Genomic DNA, 18,860 nt, shown 5'->3' on the forward strand with positions numbered 1-18,860 from the left:
CTATTTTGCACTTCGTATTTCAGTGAAGGGGAATAACACAAAAATACCAACGCCTCGAATCTGATTGCGATCAAAAGGCCCCAATTCTCTGGAATCCTGAGAAATACTTCGATTATCGCCCATCAAAAAATATTCATCTTCCCCTAATTTAATTTCGTCAAAATCCTCTGTAAACACTTCTCCAACATCTCGAAAACGATCCGCGTAATCATTATCAAGATACGGCTCATCCAAAGGTTTTCCATTTACATAGACAACGTCATCTTTACATGAAATCGTCTCATTAGGAAGGCCTATCACTCTTTTTACAACATAAGTATATAATTGTGTGTTTTCATATGCAACAACGATATCTCCACGTTCTATATCCTGAAATTTTGCCGCAAACGCATTACTTAAACCAAATTCTTTATCATGTAATGTAGGATACATACTTCCTCCATTGACTTGAATATGGCGTACGACATAGTTTGTAATGATAAAAATTAAGATCAGACAAACAGCAAAGATTTTTAAAAGTGAGAAAATATTGGAAAAAAGCACTTTAACAAGTGTTTCTTTTTTTTCACTCTTATGCTTACTGTTTGTAGATCTTTTCCAAAACATGCACATTCCTCCACCACTTCTAAATATAAAAAGAAAAGCCGGAATAAATCCCGACTTTTTTAAGCTTAGCGAATTTCTTTAATACGAGAAGCTTTACCAGAACGTCCACGAAGATAGAATAATTTATTTCTTCTAACTTTACCGTGACGAACTACTTCGATTTTGTCAACAATTGGAGAATGGATTGGGAATGTTCTTTCTACACCAATCTGGTTAGAAATCTTACGAACTGTAAAGTTTTCGCTGATTCCTCCACCCTGTCTTGCAATTACCAAACCTTCAAAAACCTGGATACGAGATTTGTCTCCCTCTTTGATTTTTACGTGTACACGTACTGTACTACCAGATTTGAAGAAAGGTATGTCTTTTTTCAATTGTGATTTTGTTACATCATTAACTAACTGTAAGTTCATACTCGGCACTCCTTTTCTATATTTTACGTAGGGCTCATAAACCATTTTGTCCAGCGGAACCTCGTTGCCATAACAGGCTAGATAATAATACCATAAAAGAATTGCCTTTGTAAATAATTTTCTTACATTTTTTATGTAAATCTTCTACATTAGAAAGTCGGGCACTTTCTGCTACTATCATATCATTTTCAATACTTAAAGAAAAGATATATTCAAAGAAAGTTATTTTTTATTTACTGTTCTTTATATTCTGCTTTAATTTCTTCCATCAATTTTCTTTCTTCTTTTGTAAAATCTCTATTTTTTAATAAGTCAGGACGTTTTTCCAATGTTCTTTTTAAAGATTCCTTTAATCTCCACTTACGTATATTTTCATGATGACCGCTTAATAAAACATCTGGAACGCGTTTTCCATCGAATTCAATTGGACGCGTATATTGAGGATACTCCAACAAACCATTTTCAAAAGAGTCATCGCTGTGACTTTCTTCTAAAATAACACCGTTTAAAAGTCGAATGATTGCATCGGAAACAACCATGGCTGCCGGTTCTCCTCCTGTAAGAACAAAGTCTCCCAAAGAAATTTCCATGTCCACATAGGAACGAATTCTTTCATCAAACCCTTCATAATGACCACATAATAAAATAAGATGTTTTATTTCAGAAGCAAATTGACGTGCAGTTTTTTGTGTAAATGTTGCTCCCTGGGGAGACATCATCACAACAAAAGAATCTGGTGTTCGTATATCCTTTAAACAATCTACGATTGGCTGAGGGCTTAAAACCATCCCCTGTCCTCCTCCACAAGGCGTATCGTCTACATGATTATGTTTATCTAATGTATATTTACGGAAATCAACCGTATCAAATTCCACCTGTTTTCGATCTAAAGCACGCTTAATAATTGAAGTAGAAACAAAACTATCAAAAAACTCAGGAAAAAGAGTAACAATTGTTATCCTCATATCATTCCCTCCACTAGATGAACCACAATTTTCTTATCTTCACGTGAAAAAGAAACAACGAATGCTTTCACATAAGGAATCAAGATATCTCCTTTAACACCTTTCACACGCAAAATTGCATTCGCATTTGTGTCCAGCACCTCACTAACGATACCAAGTTTATTTCCTTCTTCATCAAACACTTCACAGTTTTTTAGTTCAAAGAAATAAGCTTCGTCTTCTTCCAGTTCATGAACATCTTTTCGATCAATTGATAATAAAGAACCTTTCCATTTTTCGACCTGATTAATATCATCAAATCCATCAAACTTCACAAGCAAGAGTCCTTTTTGTTCACGCACACTTTTAATTTTTAAAGAAAGCAGCCCCTCTTCTGCATGCAGATGAACAAGAGCTCCCTTTTTAAAACGAATATGCGGAAAATCTGTCATTGTTTTTATTTTTACTTCCCCTCTTAAGCCATGCGTATTAACCAATACACCAATCGTAATTTGTTCCATATATTACCTCCAAAAAAAGGATGCATTTTGCATCCTAATAAGATTCGAATTTAATAGTAACTCGTTTATCTTCTTTTCTTGATGCAACAGACATCATATGACGGATTGAGGAAGCCATTGATCCTCTGCGTCCAATCAGTCTAGCAACATCTTCACTGTTTGCATATACATACAGTAAAATTTCTCGCTCATCAAGACTGTCCATTTTCTTAACAGAAATACTGGATTTATCATCTACCATTGGTGTTACGATATCCAGTAATACTTGTTCGTAATCGATCATAAGAATTACTTAGCGTTTTTTTCTTCGTGCAGACGTTTCAAGATGCCCTGAGTAGACAGGATGTTGCGTACTGTATCAGAAGGCTGCGCTCCATCTTTCAGCCATTTAACAGCCAATTCTTCATTTACTGTAATAGAAGCTGGATTTGTAGTTGGATTGTAAGTTCCAATTGTTTCAATAATACGTCCATCTCTCGGTGAACGAGAATCAGCAGCTACTATTCTGTAAAAAGGTTTTCTTTTAGAACCCATTCTTTTTAATCTTAATTTAACCATTGTCTATTTCCTCCTGTAATTTTTATTACAGATGTTATTATAACAGAGTTTTTTTAGGTGTCAAGTATTTTTCCTTTACACTTTGTTTAAAAAAGAAGAAAACAGAGCCTATACGCTCTGTCTAGAATTTTCTGCCCTTTTTACCGCCCATAGCACGACTCATAGCACGCATATTTTTCATTGCGCCTAAGCCACCCAAGTTTGGCATTTTTCCTCCTTTTGCAAGAGATGAGAACTGCTTCATTACCTGTTTCATCTTTTCAAACTCATTCAAACAGCGATTTACATCCGCAACACTCACTCCGCTTCCTTTCGCAATACGGTTTTTACGAGAAGCTCTTAAAATATTAGGGTTTTCCCTTTCTTCCGGCGTCATACTTTGAATAATCGCTTTGCTTTTCTTGATTTTATTATCTGCTTTTGCTTCATCAATTTGTCCAGCCAGCTGTCCCATGCCCGGCAATAACTTCATCATACCACCTAAAGAACCCATTTTTTCAATTTGTTCATACTGAACAAGCATATCTGTTAAGGTAAATTCACCACTCATCATACGATTTGTTGATTTTGTGGTAGCTTCCATATCCATTTTTTCTTGCGCTTTTTCAACCAAAGACATGATATCTCCCATTCCCAGTATACGATCTGCCATACGATCTGGGTGGAAAACATCTAAATCTTCAATTTTTTCTCCTAAACCAACAAATTTAACAGGTACATTTGTAATGGCACGAACAGATAAGATACCTCCGCCACGAGAGTCTCCATCAAGCTTTGTTAATACTAATCCGCTTACTTCTAATTGCTCATGGAAACTGCTAGCAACATTTACGATATCCTGACCAGTCATAGCATCCACAGTTAACAAAATATCATCTGGCTGAACATAGGCCTTAATATCGGATAACTCCTGCATCAGTTCATCATCTATATGCAAACGTCCTGCTGTATCAAACAGTACTGTATCATAGCCATTTTCTTTCGCATAGACCATTGCCTGTTTAGCAGTTTCCAAAGCTTTTGTTTCTACACCTAAAGAAAATACTTCAACACCAATGGATTCTCCTAATGTTTTCAGCTGATCAATTGCCGCCGGACGAATGACATCGCATGCGACAAGCAAAGGATTTCTCCCTTGTTTCTTCTTCATTAAATTAGCAATCTTAGCGGATGCTGTTGTTTTACCAGTACCCTGAAGACCAACCATCATGATTGTTGTAATACCACTTTTTTTATAGTTTACAGGGGCGTCTTCTGTCCCTAACAATGCAACAATTTCATCATGAACGATTTTTACGACCATTTGCCCCGGATTCAAAGAAGTTAACACTTCCTGCCCCATGGCTTTTTCTTTAATACGCGAAATAAAATCTTTCACTACACCATAATTAACGTCTGCTTCCAGCAAAGACATACGAACTTCGCGAAGCATATCATTCATATTTTTTTCAGTTAGTTTTCCTTTTCCAGTTATATTTTTAAACGCCTTGCCAAGACGTTCACTCAGATTTTCAAATGCCATTATAAATCCGCCTTTCTCATCAATCGCTTTCCATTATAACATACTCTTTTTCACTTGAGAATGTATTTCCCCTATGTTTTAACTTACTCACACGCTTTTTTACGATAGATTTCAATATGAAATTCTACATCCGTAGTTAAAGATGACAATGTTTTCAAATGTTCACTTCCCTTTTTCGGTGTTTTCCAGAAATAAGGCGTCATCTGAAACAATGCCCAAATATCTTTCTGATCATCTATCGTTATTTCATAAGACAAGTCTTTTTCATCAACAAGTTCCATATTTAAAATGCGATTATCTTCTATTTTATTTTCATATACATTGTCATATAAGTGTTCTTTTAATCCATACAGATGTCTTGGACCAGGTCCTACCTTAATAAACCAGCCATCCTTCTGCAATACTCTGCATACTTCTTTTGTATCAAAAGGAGCGAACACTGATAATACAATATCTGCACAAGTATTTGATAGCGGCATATGAAAGACACTGCACACTGCATAAAACACACCATTATGTGCTTTGCTGGCTTCATCCACTGCATACTTCGAAAGATCAAAGCCAAAAATATTACATTTTGGTAAAACTCTTTTTATCTGGTTCGTATAGAATCCCTCTCCACAGCCAGCATCAATTAACATTAAAGGCTGCTTTTGTTTACAAATATTTGTTAACATATCACATAATGGCTGGTAATATCCATGTTGTAAAAATGCTGTCCTGGAGCGCACCATATCTTTATCATCACCTGTTTGACGATGATTTCCTAGTCCAAGATTAACATATCCTCTTTTCGCAATATCAAAGGAATGATGATTGTCGCAGCAATAGCGATTTCCATCCTTTTGTAAAGGTTTTTTACATTTAGGACACTGTAACATAAATATTCTCTCCTTCTTCAAAAATATGCTTCGCCTTAGAAAAGCGAAGCATATTTCTTATTCCTTTTTCATTTTATCTGTATCCATATGTACATTCATTTGATCGTGTAAGCCTTGTTCCTCATATAGTTTCTGATGCTTTTGCTTTTCCATTTCTACATCAGCACCTAGCTCGATTCCCATTTCATACTGATATAAATCTTCCTGTACTTTTGGACTACGATAATGTTTTCGATTATTCATCTAGAATCACCTCATCCATAGTATGAGAGATTCTTATTATTTTATTCTAAAAGATATCTTCGCTGTCTTTTTCCTGCGCAGATGGGTACACATCAATACTTTCCATATTTGCTATGCACTCATCAATCAATGTTTCAAAATCAAAACGTGATTCCAATTTTTCAGCTTTGTGACGAGTTGGTTTTGTAACTGGGTTTTTAGGCGTAAAAATAGTACAGCAATCCTCAAAAGGCTGAATGGAAATATCATAAGTACCGATTTTTTTGGATATGTCAATAATTTCCAATTTATCCAAACATGCAACAGGACGAATAGTTGGCATATCCGTCACACAGTTAATTGTCTGCATACTTTCTAATGTCTGACTGGCAACCTGACCAATACTTTCCCCATTAACAATAGCAAGACAGTTTTGTTTTTCACTTACTTTCTGGGCAATACGATACATCATGCGACGCATAAGCGTAATTGCATAACTTTCATCACAATGTTTATAAATGGCAAGCTGTAAATCCGTAAATGGAATGATATGCACACGAATATGTCCCTGATAAGGAGCAATTGCTCTAGCTAAATCTAAAACTTTATCTTGTGCCGCATCACTAGTATAAGGAGGAGATGCATAATGGATACATTCAATTGCCACCCCTCGCTTCATTGTTAAATAAGCGGCAACAGGAGAATCAATGCCTCCTGAAAGCATAACAAGTGCTTTTCCTCCTACACCGACTGGATATCCTCCATTTCCTTTGATTTTTCCAGTCATAATATAGGTAGCATCTTCGTGCACTTCAATTTGAATACGTAAATCTGGAGTTTTTACATTTACTTTCCAGTCAGTATTGCGAAGAATTTCCCCAGCAACAGCACGATTAATTTCATCTGATACAAGAGGAAACATTTTAAAACTTCTTCGTGCCTCTACTTTAAAAGTAGAACCTTCTGTTTCCTGCGCAACTTTTAAGCATGTTTTCTGAATAACTTCCATATCGGTTTTGACTTTGATTGCGAACGAAAAAGAAGAAATCCCAAAAACTTTTTTCAGTCTTTCTGCCACTGCCTCATGATCTTCACCATTTAAAATAATATACATGCGATCATGTGTTCTTTCATAACTTAACGCATCAAAATCACGCAGTGCATTACGCACATTAATTAATAATTTTTTAATAAAATCTTTTCTGTTTTTGCCTTTTGTAGACAATTCTCCAAAGCGAACCAGAATGTGGTCATAAACGATTTTATTTTGTTCTATAGTCATAATAAATCTCCTTTAATGCTTGTAAAAAGCCCTGAATTTCTTTCATTGTCGTTAAATGAGACAAAGAGATACGAATAGCATGTGTTGCTCGCAGCTCACCAGCCCCCATAGCTAAAAGAACCTTGGATACAGCTTTGCTGTGAGAAGAACAAGTGCTTTGTGCAGAAACAGCAAAACCTTTCCTATTCAACGCATTCAGCATTACCTCACTTCCAATTTTTAAACAAGAAATATTTAAAATATAAGGAGAGGCATCCTCAGGACTATTGATTACCATATCTTCCATATTGGAAATTTCCTTGCGCAGCACCTCATTTAACTTTTGTACATATATCAAATTTTTATCTTTTTCTTCTAACATAAGGCGAAGCGTCTTTGCGAAAATAATATTAGCAGGTGCATTGCTAGTTCCCGCTCTTAATCCATATTCCTGCTGTCCCCCACTTATTAAAGGAAGTAATTCAATATTACTTTTTTTATATAAAATTGCACTTCCCTTTACCCCATATATTTTATGTGCTGAAAAAGTAGCCATATCTACGGATTCCAAAGGAATATCTACTTTTCCAAGTGCCTGTACACCATCCACATGAAAGAAAGCACGTGAATTTTTATGCACATAGTCTGCACATTCTTTAATAGGATTTATTGCCCCAGTTTCATTATTCACCATCATAATAGACACTAAGATCGTATCTTTACGCAATGCTTTTTTCAAATCATCTAATCGAATTTTTCCATCTTCATAAACCGGCAAGTAAGTTATCTCAAAGCCAAAAACCTCTTTTAGCTGTTCAAGTGCCATAGATACACTGGAGTGTTCAACACAACTAGAAATAATATGATTCCCTCTTCTTTTATTTTGCCACGCAAAACCTTTAATTGCATAGTTGTTAGATTCACTAGCACAGGAAGTAAATATAATTTCATCTTTATGAACATGCAAAAGCTGTGCAATCTGTGCACGGCTTTGTTCCATCAATTTAGAAGTTTCTCTTCCTATTTCATGCAGGGAATCACTATTCCCATAATATTTATGCAAAAGCATTGTATAAGTCTCTAAAACTTCTTTTCGAATAGGTGTTGTTGATGCATAATCTAAATAAATCATATTATTCTTCCACCTTCAACTGCTCTTGTGAATGCTTCTCCATCATTTTTTCGTATGCGCCTGGATGAATTTTCTCAATACACTGAATTCCAATTTTCAATGCCTTTGTATATTGTCCATTTCTAAAGCACAATTCTGCACGTGTTAATTCTGAATCAATATCTGCATACGTAGAACGATAGCGATTGCCAAAGACAATTGTATTTTCTACCATAATTGCCATTCCAACTAAATTATTGACATCATTATATAATGTATAAATATAATCAATTGCATTTTTTAATAGCCCGTTTAACTGCTTTACATCTAATGGAGAGTGATCAAGAACAATTTGCATATCCTTTAGCATATCTTCTCCCTTATGTAAATCATCCTTGTATTTCTGAGAAACATTTGGCAAGCGATGTTTTGACATTTTGACACGAATTTCATTTAAGATTAGCTGCAGTTTTACCATTTGTTTTTTTGCACGTTCCTCATCACTGCATGCTTTGTTCAGTTTTTCTTTCATATCTGACACTTCTTTGCGAAATGCAGTAATACTTTGTTCAAGTTCATGATAAGCAACTAAGATTGTCGTATATGGGATTCCTTTATCAACGATAACTTTATCAAGTTTACGCTGCATATCGTTTAGTACTGCCAATTTATCAGCTACATCAGCTAATTTTTCAGACCAGTTTTCAAATCCAAAACGTTCATATACACGTTTATATAATTTAGAAATTTCCTCAATGTCATGATTGATTTCTTTCACATCATCAAATAAAAGATCTACATTTTCATTTATTTCATCAAAAGCTTTTTCTTCTTTCGATATTTGCTCTTCCAACTGGTTAATTCTTTTTTCACACTCAAGCAAATCCTCATCTACACCTTTTGGATTGCCATTTCGAAGCTTAGTTAAATTGTTTTTCAGCATTTCAGAAATAACATCTAAATTTTTACGTATTTCCAAATGTTCAATATAAACACCTTTGTTCTTAACTTGTGCATAATGAAATCCCACCTCATCAATCATTCGAGGCAGAAGACCTTTTGCCTTTTCATATAATTGAGGCAAGGACTGCGTAAGTTCTTCTAGATGCTGCAAAACATCACGAATTTCATTTTGCTGATCCGCAGCCTTATTAAATTCTGAAGCAAACATCCATTCTTCAAATACAGAGAACATTTTTTCAACTGAAGCGACCTCTGTTTCCATATGTTCGTATGACTGGGAAAAAGAAGCCTTGTTTTCATTAATTGCACGTTTAACTTTGCGAAATCTTTCTTTTAATTCATTAATAGAAGCTCGCTGTTCGCTTTCCTGTTCCAACACCTCATCAAGAGTATTATTCACACCTTGAATTTTGGTGTCAAGCAACGCAATGCTTTGTTCCATTGAAGACATCTTTTTTAAAGCGCCTTTTACTTTATGCACATAAATCAAGTCATCTATTTCAGCCAAGGAAACGCTGCACTCTTTAAGCTCTTCCTGAATATTATCAAAATCATTGCGACAAGTTTCGACTGTTTCAGCCATCATTTCATTAACTCTGGATAAAGCTACAGCTTTATTTAACTTAAAAGCCAAAGGAACACTCTTCAAAGAATTATAATGCAGTTCTAGATCTTCCAGTTTTTTTCGAGCTTTCTTCTGGCGTAAAGCCATCATCAGAATTGATAGAATAACGAGTAAAACAACAGCTATCAATATATAAATCAACATTTCTGCTGATATAACATTTTTTATATTATTAATGAACTCTTTCATAAAAGGCACCTCTTTCAAGTTTTCATTTGTACAGGGAACTCCCTTTCACAGTGTATTACCTTTTTTATTATATCATATAACTCATTTCAATCCAAAGCACCTTTTCCATTTTTCTTACTTTTTTTTAAAAGTTCAATATTGACACCTACGCATCGTTTTGTTAGAATTATAAAGCATAAAATTGATAGCAGCATGCAAAGTCTTACAGGTATGCGTTCATAACGTAAAAGATACGGGACATCGAGTAACTCGGCTGCCTTGAGTGATGGTGTCGTAAGTATGAACACATTGTAATGATGATTTGTACTGTTATTGTTTTATAGCTATAAAACAATAAGGAGGACATAGAAATGTCAAGATTAACTGGACCGGTTTGGAAAACATCCCGCCGTCTTGGTTTCTCAATTCTAGAAACCGGAGAAGAACTTCAGAAACGTGCTTATGCACCAGGTCAGCATGGACCAACAAAACGTGTAAAACTAACGAACTATGGTTTACAGTTACGCGAAAAACAGAAAATCCGTTTCATGTATGGATTAAATGAACGTCAGTTCTTTAACACTTATACAAAAGCAAACAAAATGAAAGGTGTTACTGGTGACAACTTCTTAGGATTGTTGGAATCAAGACTTGATAACATCGTTTATCGTTTAGGATTTGCTCGTACTCGTCGTGGTGCTCGTCAGCTTGTTAACCACGGACACATTCTTGTAAATGGTAAAAAAGTAGATATTCCTAGCTTTATTGTGAAACCTGGTTCTACAATTGAAGTTAAAGAAAAATCTAAAAACATGGCATCTATTGCTGAAGCTCTAGAAGCTAATTTAAATACTGTTGCATTTGTTGATGTAGACAAAGACGCAAAAAAAGGTACTTACCTTCGTCTTCCTGAAAGAAGTGAATTAAATCAGGAAATCAACGAACTTCTAGTAGTAGAATTCTACAACAGATAGTAATAAAAAAGTCCTCGTGGACTTTTTTATTTTGTTTTATTCTTGCAAATTAAAACAGCACCAACAAAGGTGCTGTATAAGAAAGAAAACATTTTTATAAAATTTTATCCTTCTTTTCCAATAAAAGATACTTTCTCTGCAATAATATCATAACTTAAATACGTTGTACCATCCTTTGTTTCATAAGGACGCGACTGCATTCTGCCTTTTATTGCGACAACATCTCCCTCTCCTGCAACTTGAACCGTAGTTTGTGCAATACCTTTCCAAAGTGTTACAGAAAATTCATCCGTTTCATAAACACCTTCACTGTTGGCAAAAGGACGTGTAACCTCAATTTTCATTGTGGCATACGTATTCCCATGAGTAGATTCTTTCAATACAGGAATTTCTTTTATTTTTCCTACAAATACTATTAAATTCATAATATCCATCCTTTCTTTTATGTTTATATTATGCATGGAAAAACATATAGAAACAAAAAGGCAAATATACATAGAAAATACAATAAAAGACAGAATTTAAGGATTTTTATTACTATATCCCTAAGTTCTGCCTTTTTTCTTCAAATTAAGTTTAAATTACTGGCTTTTTTCTGGCATAATCTCAATAATACTTTTATGTTCTTTTACTATGAACTTGCAGCACTCTTTAATATCTTCCAAACAGATTTTATCTAGAATATCTAACGAAACAAAAAAATCTGTTTGATCAAAATAGTTACGCACAAATGTAATAGCAATATCGTCAAAACTATTTAAACTGCGAATCGTTTGTCCAAAATATCTTCTTTTCAACTGCTGCAGCACATCTTCCTGAATATCCCCTTTGCTGATCCTTTCAACAACAGATTCAATCAAAGAATAAAATTCTTTCCTCTTCTCTGTTTCTCCATAAAACATCAACACTCCATAATCTTTGCCAAAATCTATATCTCCACCAACAAAATCATTTATAATACCCTGATCAATCCAGTCTTGGTATTCTGGATTCAATGAACTAAACACAGAATCTATCATCATACGAATACACCATTCTGCATAAATGCGTTTTTTTACATCCTCAATACCATCTAACTTATAAGAAAGTGATACTTTTGGTGTTTGAATATCCATTGAAAAAGTGTATATTTCTCTATTCGTATTCTTAGGCTCAATAAATTCTTTTCTTTTTACTGCTTCAATCGGTTCAAAATGCTTCCCTTCCTGGTTTTTGCGTATAATTTCCATAATGCGTTTAGGATCATCGGAACACACTCCCACTAACACCATACGCTGTGGATGATAATTTAAATGATAGCAGTTTCTTAAATCTTCTACTGTTGTAGATGAAACACTTTTGTCATCTCCTCCAATATCATAACGCAAAGGATGCTTTGAAAATAAAGATGCATATGTTTCATTTAATAATCTGGAATCACTCATCTGTTTATACATATTTAATTCCTGTATAATGATGCCTTTTTCTTTTTCTACTGAGGCTTCACTAATATTTAATTCCTGCACAAAATCAAGCAAAAGATTCAGCGGTTTCTCAACATCAGATGCACATGTGAAATAATAGACAGTTTCTGTATACGAAGTAAACGCATTAACATTAGCTCCCATTTTAGAAAACTCTTCCATGATATCTCCTTCTTTAGTTTCAAACATCTTATGTTCTAAAAAATGTGCAATCCCTGCAGGAAAACGATAATTGTTTCCTTTACTGTCTACTTGTTCTATATCCAATGCTCCAAGTGGTGTCGCCATCATAAACAAAGATTTTTGATAATCCGGTTTTTGCCACAAAACAACATGAAGTCCATTTGACAAAGTTTCTTCCACATAACTCTCTTTATATCTTTCATTAACAATCTTTTTCATCAGAATCCTCCTTTGTCAAAACAAACACCATTTTTTCTTTGCACAGCTGCATAACTTCACATACATCTTCTTTAGTTACTTTTGAAATATGTTCTATCATAATTTTTGTATCCCATTCACGATTTAATAATATGTTTTGATATTCCTGAGCCATAAGCGTATTCATATTATCTCTTCCACTTTTAATAGAATTTATAATCATTTTTCGACTAACCTCTAACAATTCATCACTGAAATTACCTTGACAGATAACATCAATCTGTTCACGTATCAACTCAATCACTTCATCAATATGTTCTTTTTCTATACCGGTAGTTACACCTAAAACGCCATCATAAGAGATTATATTAGAATATATAGTGTAACACAAACTTCTTTTTTCTCTAACTTCCTGGAATAATAAAGAAGATGAGTACTGTCCTAAAACTGCATTTGCTAAACGCAAGGCATAATATTTTGTATCTAGTAATGAAATATTTGTGAACCAAACCATCATCAAATAACTTTGTGATATATTTTTATACATATATTTTTTCTGCTTTTCATCATCATTTGATACTACATAATAAGAAGCAAATTTTTGACTTCGCTCCTTAAATGGAAAATTTTTAACATAAGAGAATATTTCCTTTTCCAAAACATCTCCACAAACAAGAACCTGAATGCAATCTTCATTAAGCATAGATGTATATGCATTTTGTACATCCTGAAGACATAATTTTTCAATATGTTTTAGCTCTCCTAAAGATGAAATTCCTAAAGGTGTATTGGTTCCTGCTGCTTTTAACCCTTCACTTATTACAAGCTGAGAAGGATCATCTATCATACGCTTTGATTTTGAAATCAAAACCTTTTTTGATTCTTCAAACACTTCCTCATTTAACAAAGGATGAAATATAATTTCTTTTAGAAAAGAAAAAACATTTTTTAAATAACTATCTTCGTTTGTTACATATGAGGGGTGAATCACTTTACAGCGAAACTCAATAACATGAGATTTCCCATAACCTAATGTTTGTGTGCCTAAAACTGCCCCATACAATTCATCTTGTTTCTTTGTCATTTTTTCTTTTGTATCATACACTTTACATCGATCACATAACATCAAAGCTAACAATGATCGAGCAGCCGCTGTTTCATCCTTTAATTCATTTTGAAAACGTATACTGATTCCAATATCTTTAAATTTTTGTGTAGGAATCGCATTTAAATTTACACCATCTATAATTTTCATATTGTTACCTCGTTCTTTTCTTACTTTTATAGTATGACACTAATTGTTTAAAACTATGTCAGCGACATTCATTGTATCATATTTTTTTATAATGAAAAAGAACTGCATTGCAGCAGTTCTAATAACTATCGTTTTCCAGCGTCGTAAATTTCACCACTTGCTTTTGGCCCAACACTTTTTCTTGCGAATAATACAAGAGCAATAACTGTAAGAACATAAGGGATTGCAAAGAAGAATTCACTTGGGAAACTTCCAATAACAGGAATCTGTCCAGAGAACATTGAAAGTACCTGCGAAAATCCAAAGAAAATTCCAGCTCCTAGACATCCAAAAGGGTTCCATTTTCCAAAAATCAAACAAGCCAATGCAATAAAACCAACACCATGAATGGAACTTACTGTGAACTGAATATCCATTGTAAGAACCATAATAGCACCAGATAACCCAGCTAAAGCTCCACTAATTAAAACGCCAGCATAACGCATCTTAATCACATTAATTCCCATAGATGCACTTGCCTGCGGATATTCTCCACATGAACGTAAATGCAAACCAAATTTAGATTTAAATACAACAAAGTATGTAATAAAAACAAGTACGATACTAATAAAGAACGTTGGATAAACATCTGTAAAGAACAAATCACCTATTACAGGAATATCTGATAATACTGGAACACTAATTTTTGAGAAACTTTCCTGAAAATTAGGAGAGCGCTGTGCATCAAAAATAATCTGACACAAATAAACAGTTAATCCTGTAGAAAGCATATTCAAAGCAGTACCTGAAATTGTTTGATCTGCTTTTAAATGAATAGATGCAAATGCATGAATAAGTGAAAAAAGCATTCCAAAGAAAGCACCTATTAAAATACCAACCCATGGTGCCAAAGCACCAAGACTACCTTCCAATAAAATAGAAGAAGTAGCACCAGCAAATGCACCCACAAGCATAATACCTTCCAAAGCAATGTTTACAATACCGCTTCTTTCAGAAAACAAACCACCTAAAGAAGAGATAATAATAGGTGTTGCTACCCCTAATGCAAGAGGAACCATACTATATAGCAAATCCATTATTGTCCACCTTTCTTTATCGTTGTCTTATCATTTTTTTCAACTTTCTTTTTTGCTATCCAGCCGATGAACATTTTTATACCATACTGCATTGCAACAAACAATACAATAGAAGAGGAGATAATTTCTCCGATTTCTTTAGGCACTCCATTGATTTGAAGCATTGGTTGAATAACTTTTAATAAACCAAATAATAAACCTGACAGTACAATACCGATTGCATTACAAGCCCCTGTCAATGCCACTGCGATTCCATCAAATCCATAGTTTTCAAAAGTAGTTAGTACACGTCCCATATTAAATGTACCCAAAGATACAATAGCTCCAGCTAAACCTGCCAAAGCACCTGCAATCATCATAGAATATATAATGTTACGATTTACTTTCATCCCAGCATAGCGAGCCCCTTCTTTATTAAATCCAGTAGCACGTAAGTTATATCCAAAACTTGTTTTTTCCAAAATAAACCAATAAGCAACTACTGCAAGAATGACAAAAATAATGCCCCAATTCAAACGAGAATGATTGGTAACATCTGCTAAAAAAGACGAGCTTAATGAAGCTGTAGAATTGATGATTTCAGATTTTGATTCCGTAGAACCAGGAAGAGATCGAATAGCCCAGTTAGAAAAATAAAGTCCAATGTAATTCATCATAATACAAATAACAACTTCATGTACGTTCCATTTGCTTTTAAAGAATCCAGGAATAAAACCCCACAATGCCCCTGCAAGAGTACCTGAAAGAACACAAACAATAGCATGAATACCAGCTGGCATAGGCACAAGAATCGCAACAACGATAGAAGTCATTGCACCTACCATTAACTGCCCCTCTGCGCCAATATTAAATAAGCCCGTACGATAAGCAAAACCCACAGACAAACCAGTTAAAACAATTGGCATACTTGTTACAATAAATTCTCCAAAATAACGAAGATTAACACCATTGCCTTTTATTAAATCAACACCAATAATCCCTCTTAAAAAGGAGTTGAATAGCAAAAATGGGTTTTTTCCTGAAACAAGCAGGATAACAACTCCAAGTAAAATACCAAGAAAAATTGCAATCAAGGAGATTTTTAATGTTTCTTTTTTATTATTCATTTATATCTCCTCCTTTTTTTGAACCACTCATATACAATCCAAGTTCTTTTTCGTTTGTATCTTTAGCATTTAATGTTGTAGTAATTTGACCTTCAAACAATACAGCAATACGATCAGACAGATCTAAAATTTCATCCAGTTCAAAAGATACAAGCAGGATTGCTTTTCCTTTATCTCTTTCTTGTATAATTCTTTTATGTATATATTCGATTGCTCCAACATCCAGTCCACGCGTTGGCTGAACAACAACTAATAAATCCGGAGAGCGATCAATTTCTCTAGCAATAATCGCTTTTTGCTGATTTCCACCCGACATGCTTCGTGTTAAACTGTCTTTACCTTTCCCACTGCGCACATCAAACTCATCAATTAAGCGTTCTGCATACTTACTGATTTCATCTGGCTGGAGTACTCCATGCTTAGAGAAAGGTTCCTGATCATATGCATGAATAACAAAATTTTCTTTTAAAGAAAAATCAAGAATCAACCCATGTTTATGACGGTCTGCTGGAATATGTCCCATACCTTCTTTATAACGGTCTTTTATGTTTTTATGCGTAATATCTTTTCCATTAATCAAGATTTTTCCGTTTACTACTTTACTAAGCCCTGTAAGACCATAAACAAGTTCTTCTTGTCCATTTCCATCAATACCGGCAATCCCTAAAATTTCACCTGCACGAACCTGTAAAGACACATTTTTTAAAGAGATTATCCCTTTTGGATTTTTTACACTTACATTTTGCATGTCAAGCACAATATTTTGTGGTTTAGCTTCAGTTTTATCAACATTAAACTTAACATTTCGACCCACCATCATATCCGCCATTTCCTGTTCCGTTGTATCCGCAACATTAACAGTACCAATATATTTTCCACGACGAAGCACGCTACATTCATCTGCTACTTCTTTGATTTCTTTTAGCTTGTGAGTAATCAAAAGTATACTTTTTCCTTCTTTTATAAGGTTATGCATGATTTTAATTAAATCTTCGATTTCCTGTGGCGTCAATACCGCTGTTGGCTCATCGAAAATCAAAATATCTGCATTACGATACAGCATTTTTAAAATTTCTACACGTTGCTGCATTCCTACCGTGATTTCACTGATTTTCGCATCTGGATCAATTTGTAAACCATATTGCTCACTTAATTCAATAATTTGTTTACGAGCTGTTTTCAAATCAACCATTCCATATTTCGTAGGTTCCATTCCTAAAATAATATTTTCCGTTACCGTAAAACATTCTACCAGTTTAAAGTGCTGATGAACCATACCAATACCAAGATCAGTTGCTACATTTGGGTCACTGATAACAACCTCTTTACCATTTATTTTAATTATTCCGCTTGTCGGCTGATATAAACCGAACAAAATTGACATTAGTGTTGATTTACCAGCACCATTTTCCCCAAGCAATGCATGAATACTTCCTTTTTTCAGGCGAATGGTAACATCATCATTCGCACGAATTCCAGGAAAATCTTTTGTAATATTCAGCATTTCTACTGCATACTCCATGGGTATCCTCCTTCTATCGTTCCTTATGAAACTCAATAATATTATATCATAAATTTATATAGAACAATAGATAAAAAAGACAGGTTTTTTCACCTGTCTAAACTGTACAATTTTTATCCTATATTCCCATCTTTAATTTTTGCTTTAGTGCTAACTTTTACTTTTCCATCTTTGATATCTTTTACAGCTTTATTCAATGCATCTTGAATATCTTTACTTAAATTAGGGTTTTCAGCAGGAATTCCTACACCTTCGTTTTTAATATCAAAGTTTACTGTTGTTCCGCCTTTAAACTCACCATTCATTGCAGCAGTCGCAACATTATATGTAGCAACATCTACACGTTTTAACGCAGATGTAAGGATAACTGATTTTCCATCTTTTCCATACTTACCATCTTCGTACTGATCACGGTCTACACCAATTGCCCATACAGTATCACCTTTTTCTGTACGTTCTTTAGCTGCTTTGATCACACCACTTCCAGTATTACCTGCAGAGTGGTAAACAACTTTAGCGCCAGCATCATACTGCATATTAGCTAAATTTCCACCTTTTGTAGGATCATCAAATGCTCCTGCATAATTTACCATAACTTTCATATTTTTATCAACAGATTTAACACCTTGTTCATATCCTGCCTGGAATGTCTGAATTAATTCTGAATCCATACCACCGACAAAACCTACTGTATCTCCACCTGCAGCTTTTGCCTGCATAGCTGCAGCAATACCAACTAAATAAGAAGACTGTTCAGCAGCAAACATACCACTTTCTACATTATCTCCTGGAACTACTGTATCAATTACAAAGAATTTTGTATCTGGATATTTTCCAGAAACTTCTTTCATAGCATCTTCAAATAAATAACCAGCTGCAACTACCAAGTCAAAGCCATCATCTGCAAGACTGCTTAAGTTTGGTACATAATCAGCTTCAGCTTTAGACTGTACATAACTTATACATTTTTCAGGCAAGTTATTATCTGTTCTCCATTTTTCAATACCTTCCCAAGAACCCTGATTAAATGATTTGTCATCAATACCACCTGTATCAGTAACAAAACCAACTTTGATAGGACAATTTCCTTCCCCATCTTTGCCACTTGCATCGCCGCTGTTGCTAGCACATCCAGCCAATGCTGTCATAGACATAGCTGCAACTAATGCCATACTCAATAATTTTTTCATATTAATCCTCCATGACCCTTTCCTACTGGTCCTAAAAAAATTTTACATCAATTTAGCTCTCTTTGTCAAGAAACCTACTATGTTATTTTATACAAGAG

General features: G+C 34.4%; 20 protein-coding genes. 1 reads left to right on the forward strand and 19 read right to left on the reverse strand.

What is annotated here, in order from left to right:
* The 12 genes from lepB to A9CBEGH2_RS04625 form a co-directional block, all read right to left on the reverse strand.
* Window positions 1–606 (reverse strand): signal peptidase I, encoded by a 606-nt coding sequence (gene lepB / locus A9CBEGH2_RS04570; protein WP_115715000.1) that lies wholly within the window; start codon window positions 604–606, stop codon window positions 1–3.
* A 65-nt stretch (window positions 607–671) separates the two neighbouring features.
* On the reverse strand, window positions 672–1,019 hold the full coding sequence (gene rplS, locus A9CBEGH2_RS04575) for a 50S ribosomal protein L19 (RefSeq protein ID WP_115715001.1): 348 nt from the start codon (window positions 1,017–1,019) through the stop codon (window positions 672–674).
* A gap of 233 nt (window positions 1,020–1,252) precedes the next feature.
* Window positions 1,253–1,984: a tRNA (guanosine(37)-N1)-methyltransferase TrmD gene (gene trmD / locus A9CBEGH2_RS04580; protein WP_118276901.1), complete on the reverse strand. Its 732-nt coding sequence runs from the start codon at window positions 1,982–1,984 to the stop codon at window positions 1,253–1,255.
* Window positions 1,981–2,484, reverse strand: coding sequence for a ribosome maturation factor RimM (gene rimM / locus A9CBEGH2_RS04585; RefSeq protein ID WP_118276900.1), 504 nt, complete (start codon window positions 2,482–2,484; stop codon window positions 1,981–1,983). The genes trmD and rimM overlap by 4 nt, the downstream gene beginning before the upstream one ends.
* A gap of 34 nt (window positions 2,485–2,518) precedes the next feature.
* Complete coding sequence (locus tag A9CBEGH2_RS04590; protein ID WP_115715004.1) at window positions 2,519–2,767, reverse strand: KH domain-containing protein; 249 nt, start codon at window positions 2,765–2,767, stop codon at window positions 2,519–2,521.
* Window positions 2,768–2,772: 5 nt separating this feature from the next.
* Window positions 2,773–3,042, reverse strand: a complete 270-nt coding sequence (gene rpsP / locus A9CBEGH2_RS04595; protein ID WP_115715005.1) for a 30S ribosomal protein S16 — start codon at window positions 3,040–3,042, stop codon at window positions 2,773–2,775.
* A gap of 121 nt (window positions 3,043–3,163) precedes the next feature.
* Entirely contained in the window at window positions 3,164–4,564 is a 1,401-nt protein-coding gene (gene ffh / locus A9CBEGH2_RS04600) for a signal recognition particle protein (protein WP_118276899.1), read from the reverse strand.
* Window positions 4,565–4,647: 83 nt separating this feature from the next.
* On the reverse strand, window positions 4,648–5,445 hold the full coding sequence (locus A9CBEGH2_RS04605; protein WP_118276898.1) for a putative RNA methyltransferase: 798 nt from the start codon (window positions 5,443–5,445) through the stop codon (window positions 4,648–4,650).
* Window positions 5,446–5,502: 57 nt separating this feature from the next.
* The gene (locus tag A9CBEGH2_RS04610; RefSeq protein WP_118276897.1) at window positions 5,503–5,688 is read right to left on the reverse strand and encodes a hypothetical protein; all 186 of its coding nucleotides are present in this window, start codon (window positions 5,686–5,688) and stop codon (window positions 5,503–5,505) included.
* 46 nt (window positions 5,689–5,734) lie between these two features.
* Window positions 5,735–6,949 carry a tRNA uracil 4-sulfurtransferase ThiI gene (gene thiI / locus A9CBEGH2_RS04615; protein WP_118276896.1) on the reverse strand — a complete coding sequence of 405 codons (1,215 nt, stop codon included), beginning with the start codon at window positions 6,947–6,949 and terminating at the stop codon, window positions 5,735–5,737.
* Window positions 6,930–8,060, reverse strand: coding sequence for a cysteine desulfurase family protein (locus tag A9CBEGH2_RS04620; RefSeq protein WP_115715010.1), 1,131 nt, complete (start codon window positions 8,058–8,060; stop codon window positions 6,930–6,932). Before A9CBEGH2_RS04620 ends, thiI begins: the two co-directional genes overlap by 20 nt.
* 1 nt (window position 8,061) lies before the next feature.
* Window positions 8,062–9,816: a septation ring formation regulator EzrA gene (locus A9CBEGH2_RS04625; RefSeq protein ID WP_118276895.1), complete on the reverse strand. Its 1,755-nt coding sequence runs from the start codon at window positions 9,814–9,816 to the stop codon at window positions 8,062–8,064.
* Between the two features lie 350 nt (window positions 9,817–10,166).
* On the opposite strand from A9CBEGH2_RS04625, the gene rpsD reads away from it, so the two are divergent.
* Window positions 10,167–10,769, forward strand: coding sequence for a 30S ribosomal protein S4 (rpsD, locus tag A9CBEGH2_RS04630; protein ID WP_115715012.1), 603 nt, complete (start codon window positions 10,167–10,169; stop codon window positions 10,767–10,769).
* A gap of 104 nt (window positions 10,770–10,873) precedes the next feature.
* Here rpsD and A9CBEGH2_RS04635 read toward each other — a convergent pair whose 3' ends face one another.
* The 7 genes from A9CBEGH2_RS04635 to A9CBEGH2_RS04665 all read right to left on the reverse strand — a co-directional run bounded on the left by A9CBEGH2_RS04635 (window position 10,874) and on the right by A9CBEGH2_RS04665 (window position 18,762).
* Window positions 10,874–11,194: a single-stranded DNA-binding protein gene (locus A9CBEGH2_RS04635; RefSeq protein ID WP_115715013.1), complete on the reverse strand. Its 321-nt coding sequence runs from the start codon at window positions 11,192–11,194 to the stop codon at window positions 10,874–10,876.
* A gap of 156 nt (window positions 11,195–11,350) precedes the next feature.
* Entirely contained in the window at window positions 11,351–12,634 is a 1,284-nt protein-coding gene (gene yfmH / locus A9CBEGH2_RS04640) for an EF-P 5-aminopentanol modification-associated protein YfmH (protein WP_118276894.1), read from the reverse strand.
* Window positions 12,618–13,868 (reverse strand): EF-P 5-aminopentanol modification-associated protein YfmF, encoded by a 1,251-nt coding sequence (yfmF, locus tag A9CBEGH2_RS04645; protein WP_118276893.1) that lies wholly within the window; start codon window positions 13,866–13,868, stop codon window positions 12,618–12,620. The genes yfmH and yfmF overlap by 17 nt, the downstream gene beginning before the upstream one ends.
* 125 nt (window positions 13,869–13,993) lie before the next feature.
* On the reverse strand, window positions 13,994–14,944 hold the full coding sequence (locus tag A9CBEGH2_RS04650; protein WP_115715016.1) for an ABC transporter permease: 951 nt from the start codon (window positions 14,942–14,944) through the stop codon (window positions 13,994–13,996).
* On the reverse strand, window positions 14,944–16,050 hold the full coding sequence (locus A9CBEGH2_RS04655) for an ABC transporter permease (protein WP_163104367.1): 1,107 nt from the start codon (window positions 16,048–16,050) through the stop codon (window positions 14,944–14,946). Before A9CBEGH2_RS04655 ends, A9CBEGH2_RS04650 begins: the two co-directional genes overlap by 1 nt.
* On the reverse strand, window positions 16,043–17,572 hold the full coding sequence (locus A9CBEGH2_RS04660; protein ID WP_118276891.1) for an ABC transporter ATP-binding protein: 1,530 nt from the start codon (window positions 17,570–17,572) through the stop codon (window positions 16,043–16,045). Before A9CBEGH2_RS04660 ends, A9CBEGH2_RS04655 begins: the two co-directional genes overlap by 8 nt.
* 113 nt (window positions 17,573–17,685) lie before the next feature.
* Window positions 17,686–18,762: a BMP family lipoprotein gene (locus tag A9CBEGH2_RS04665; RefSeq protein ID WP_118276890.1), complete on the reverse strand. Its 1,077-nt coding sequence runs from the start codon at window positions 18,760–18,762 to the stop codon at window positions 17,686–17,688.
* Between the last annotated feature and the right edge of the window lie 98 nt (window positions 18,763–18,860).

The sequence above is a fragment of the Amedibacterium intestinale genome (genome assembly GCF_010537335.1).
GTDB classification, from domain to species: domain Bacteria; phylum Bacillota_I; class Bacilli_A; order Erysipelotrichales; family Erysipelotrichaceae; genus Amedibacterium; species Amedibacterium intestinale.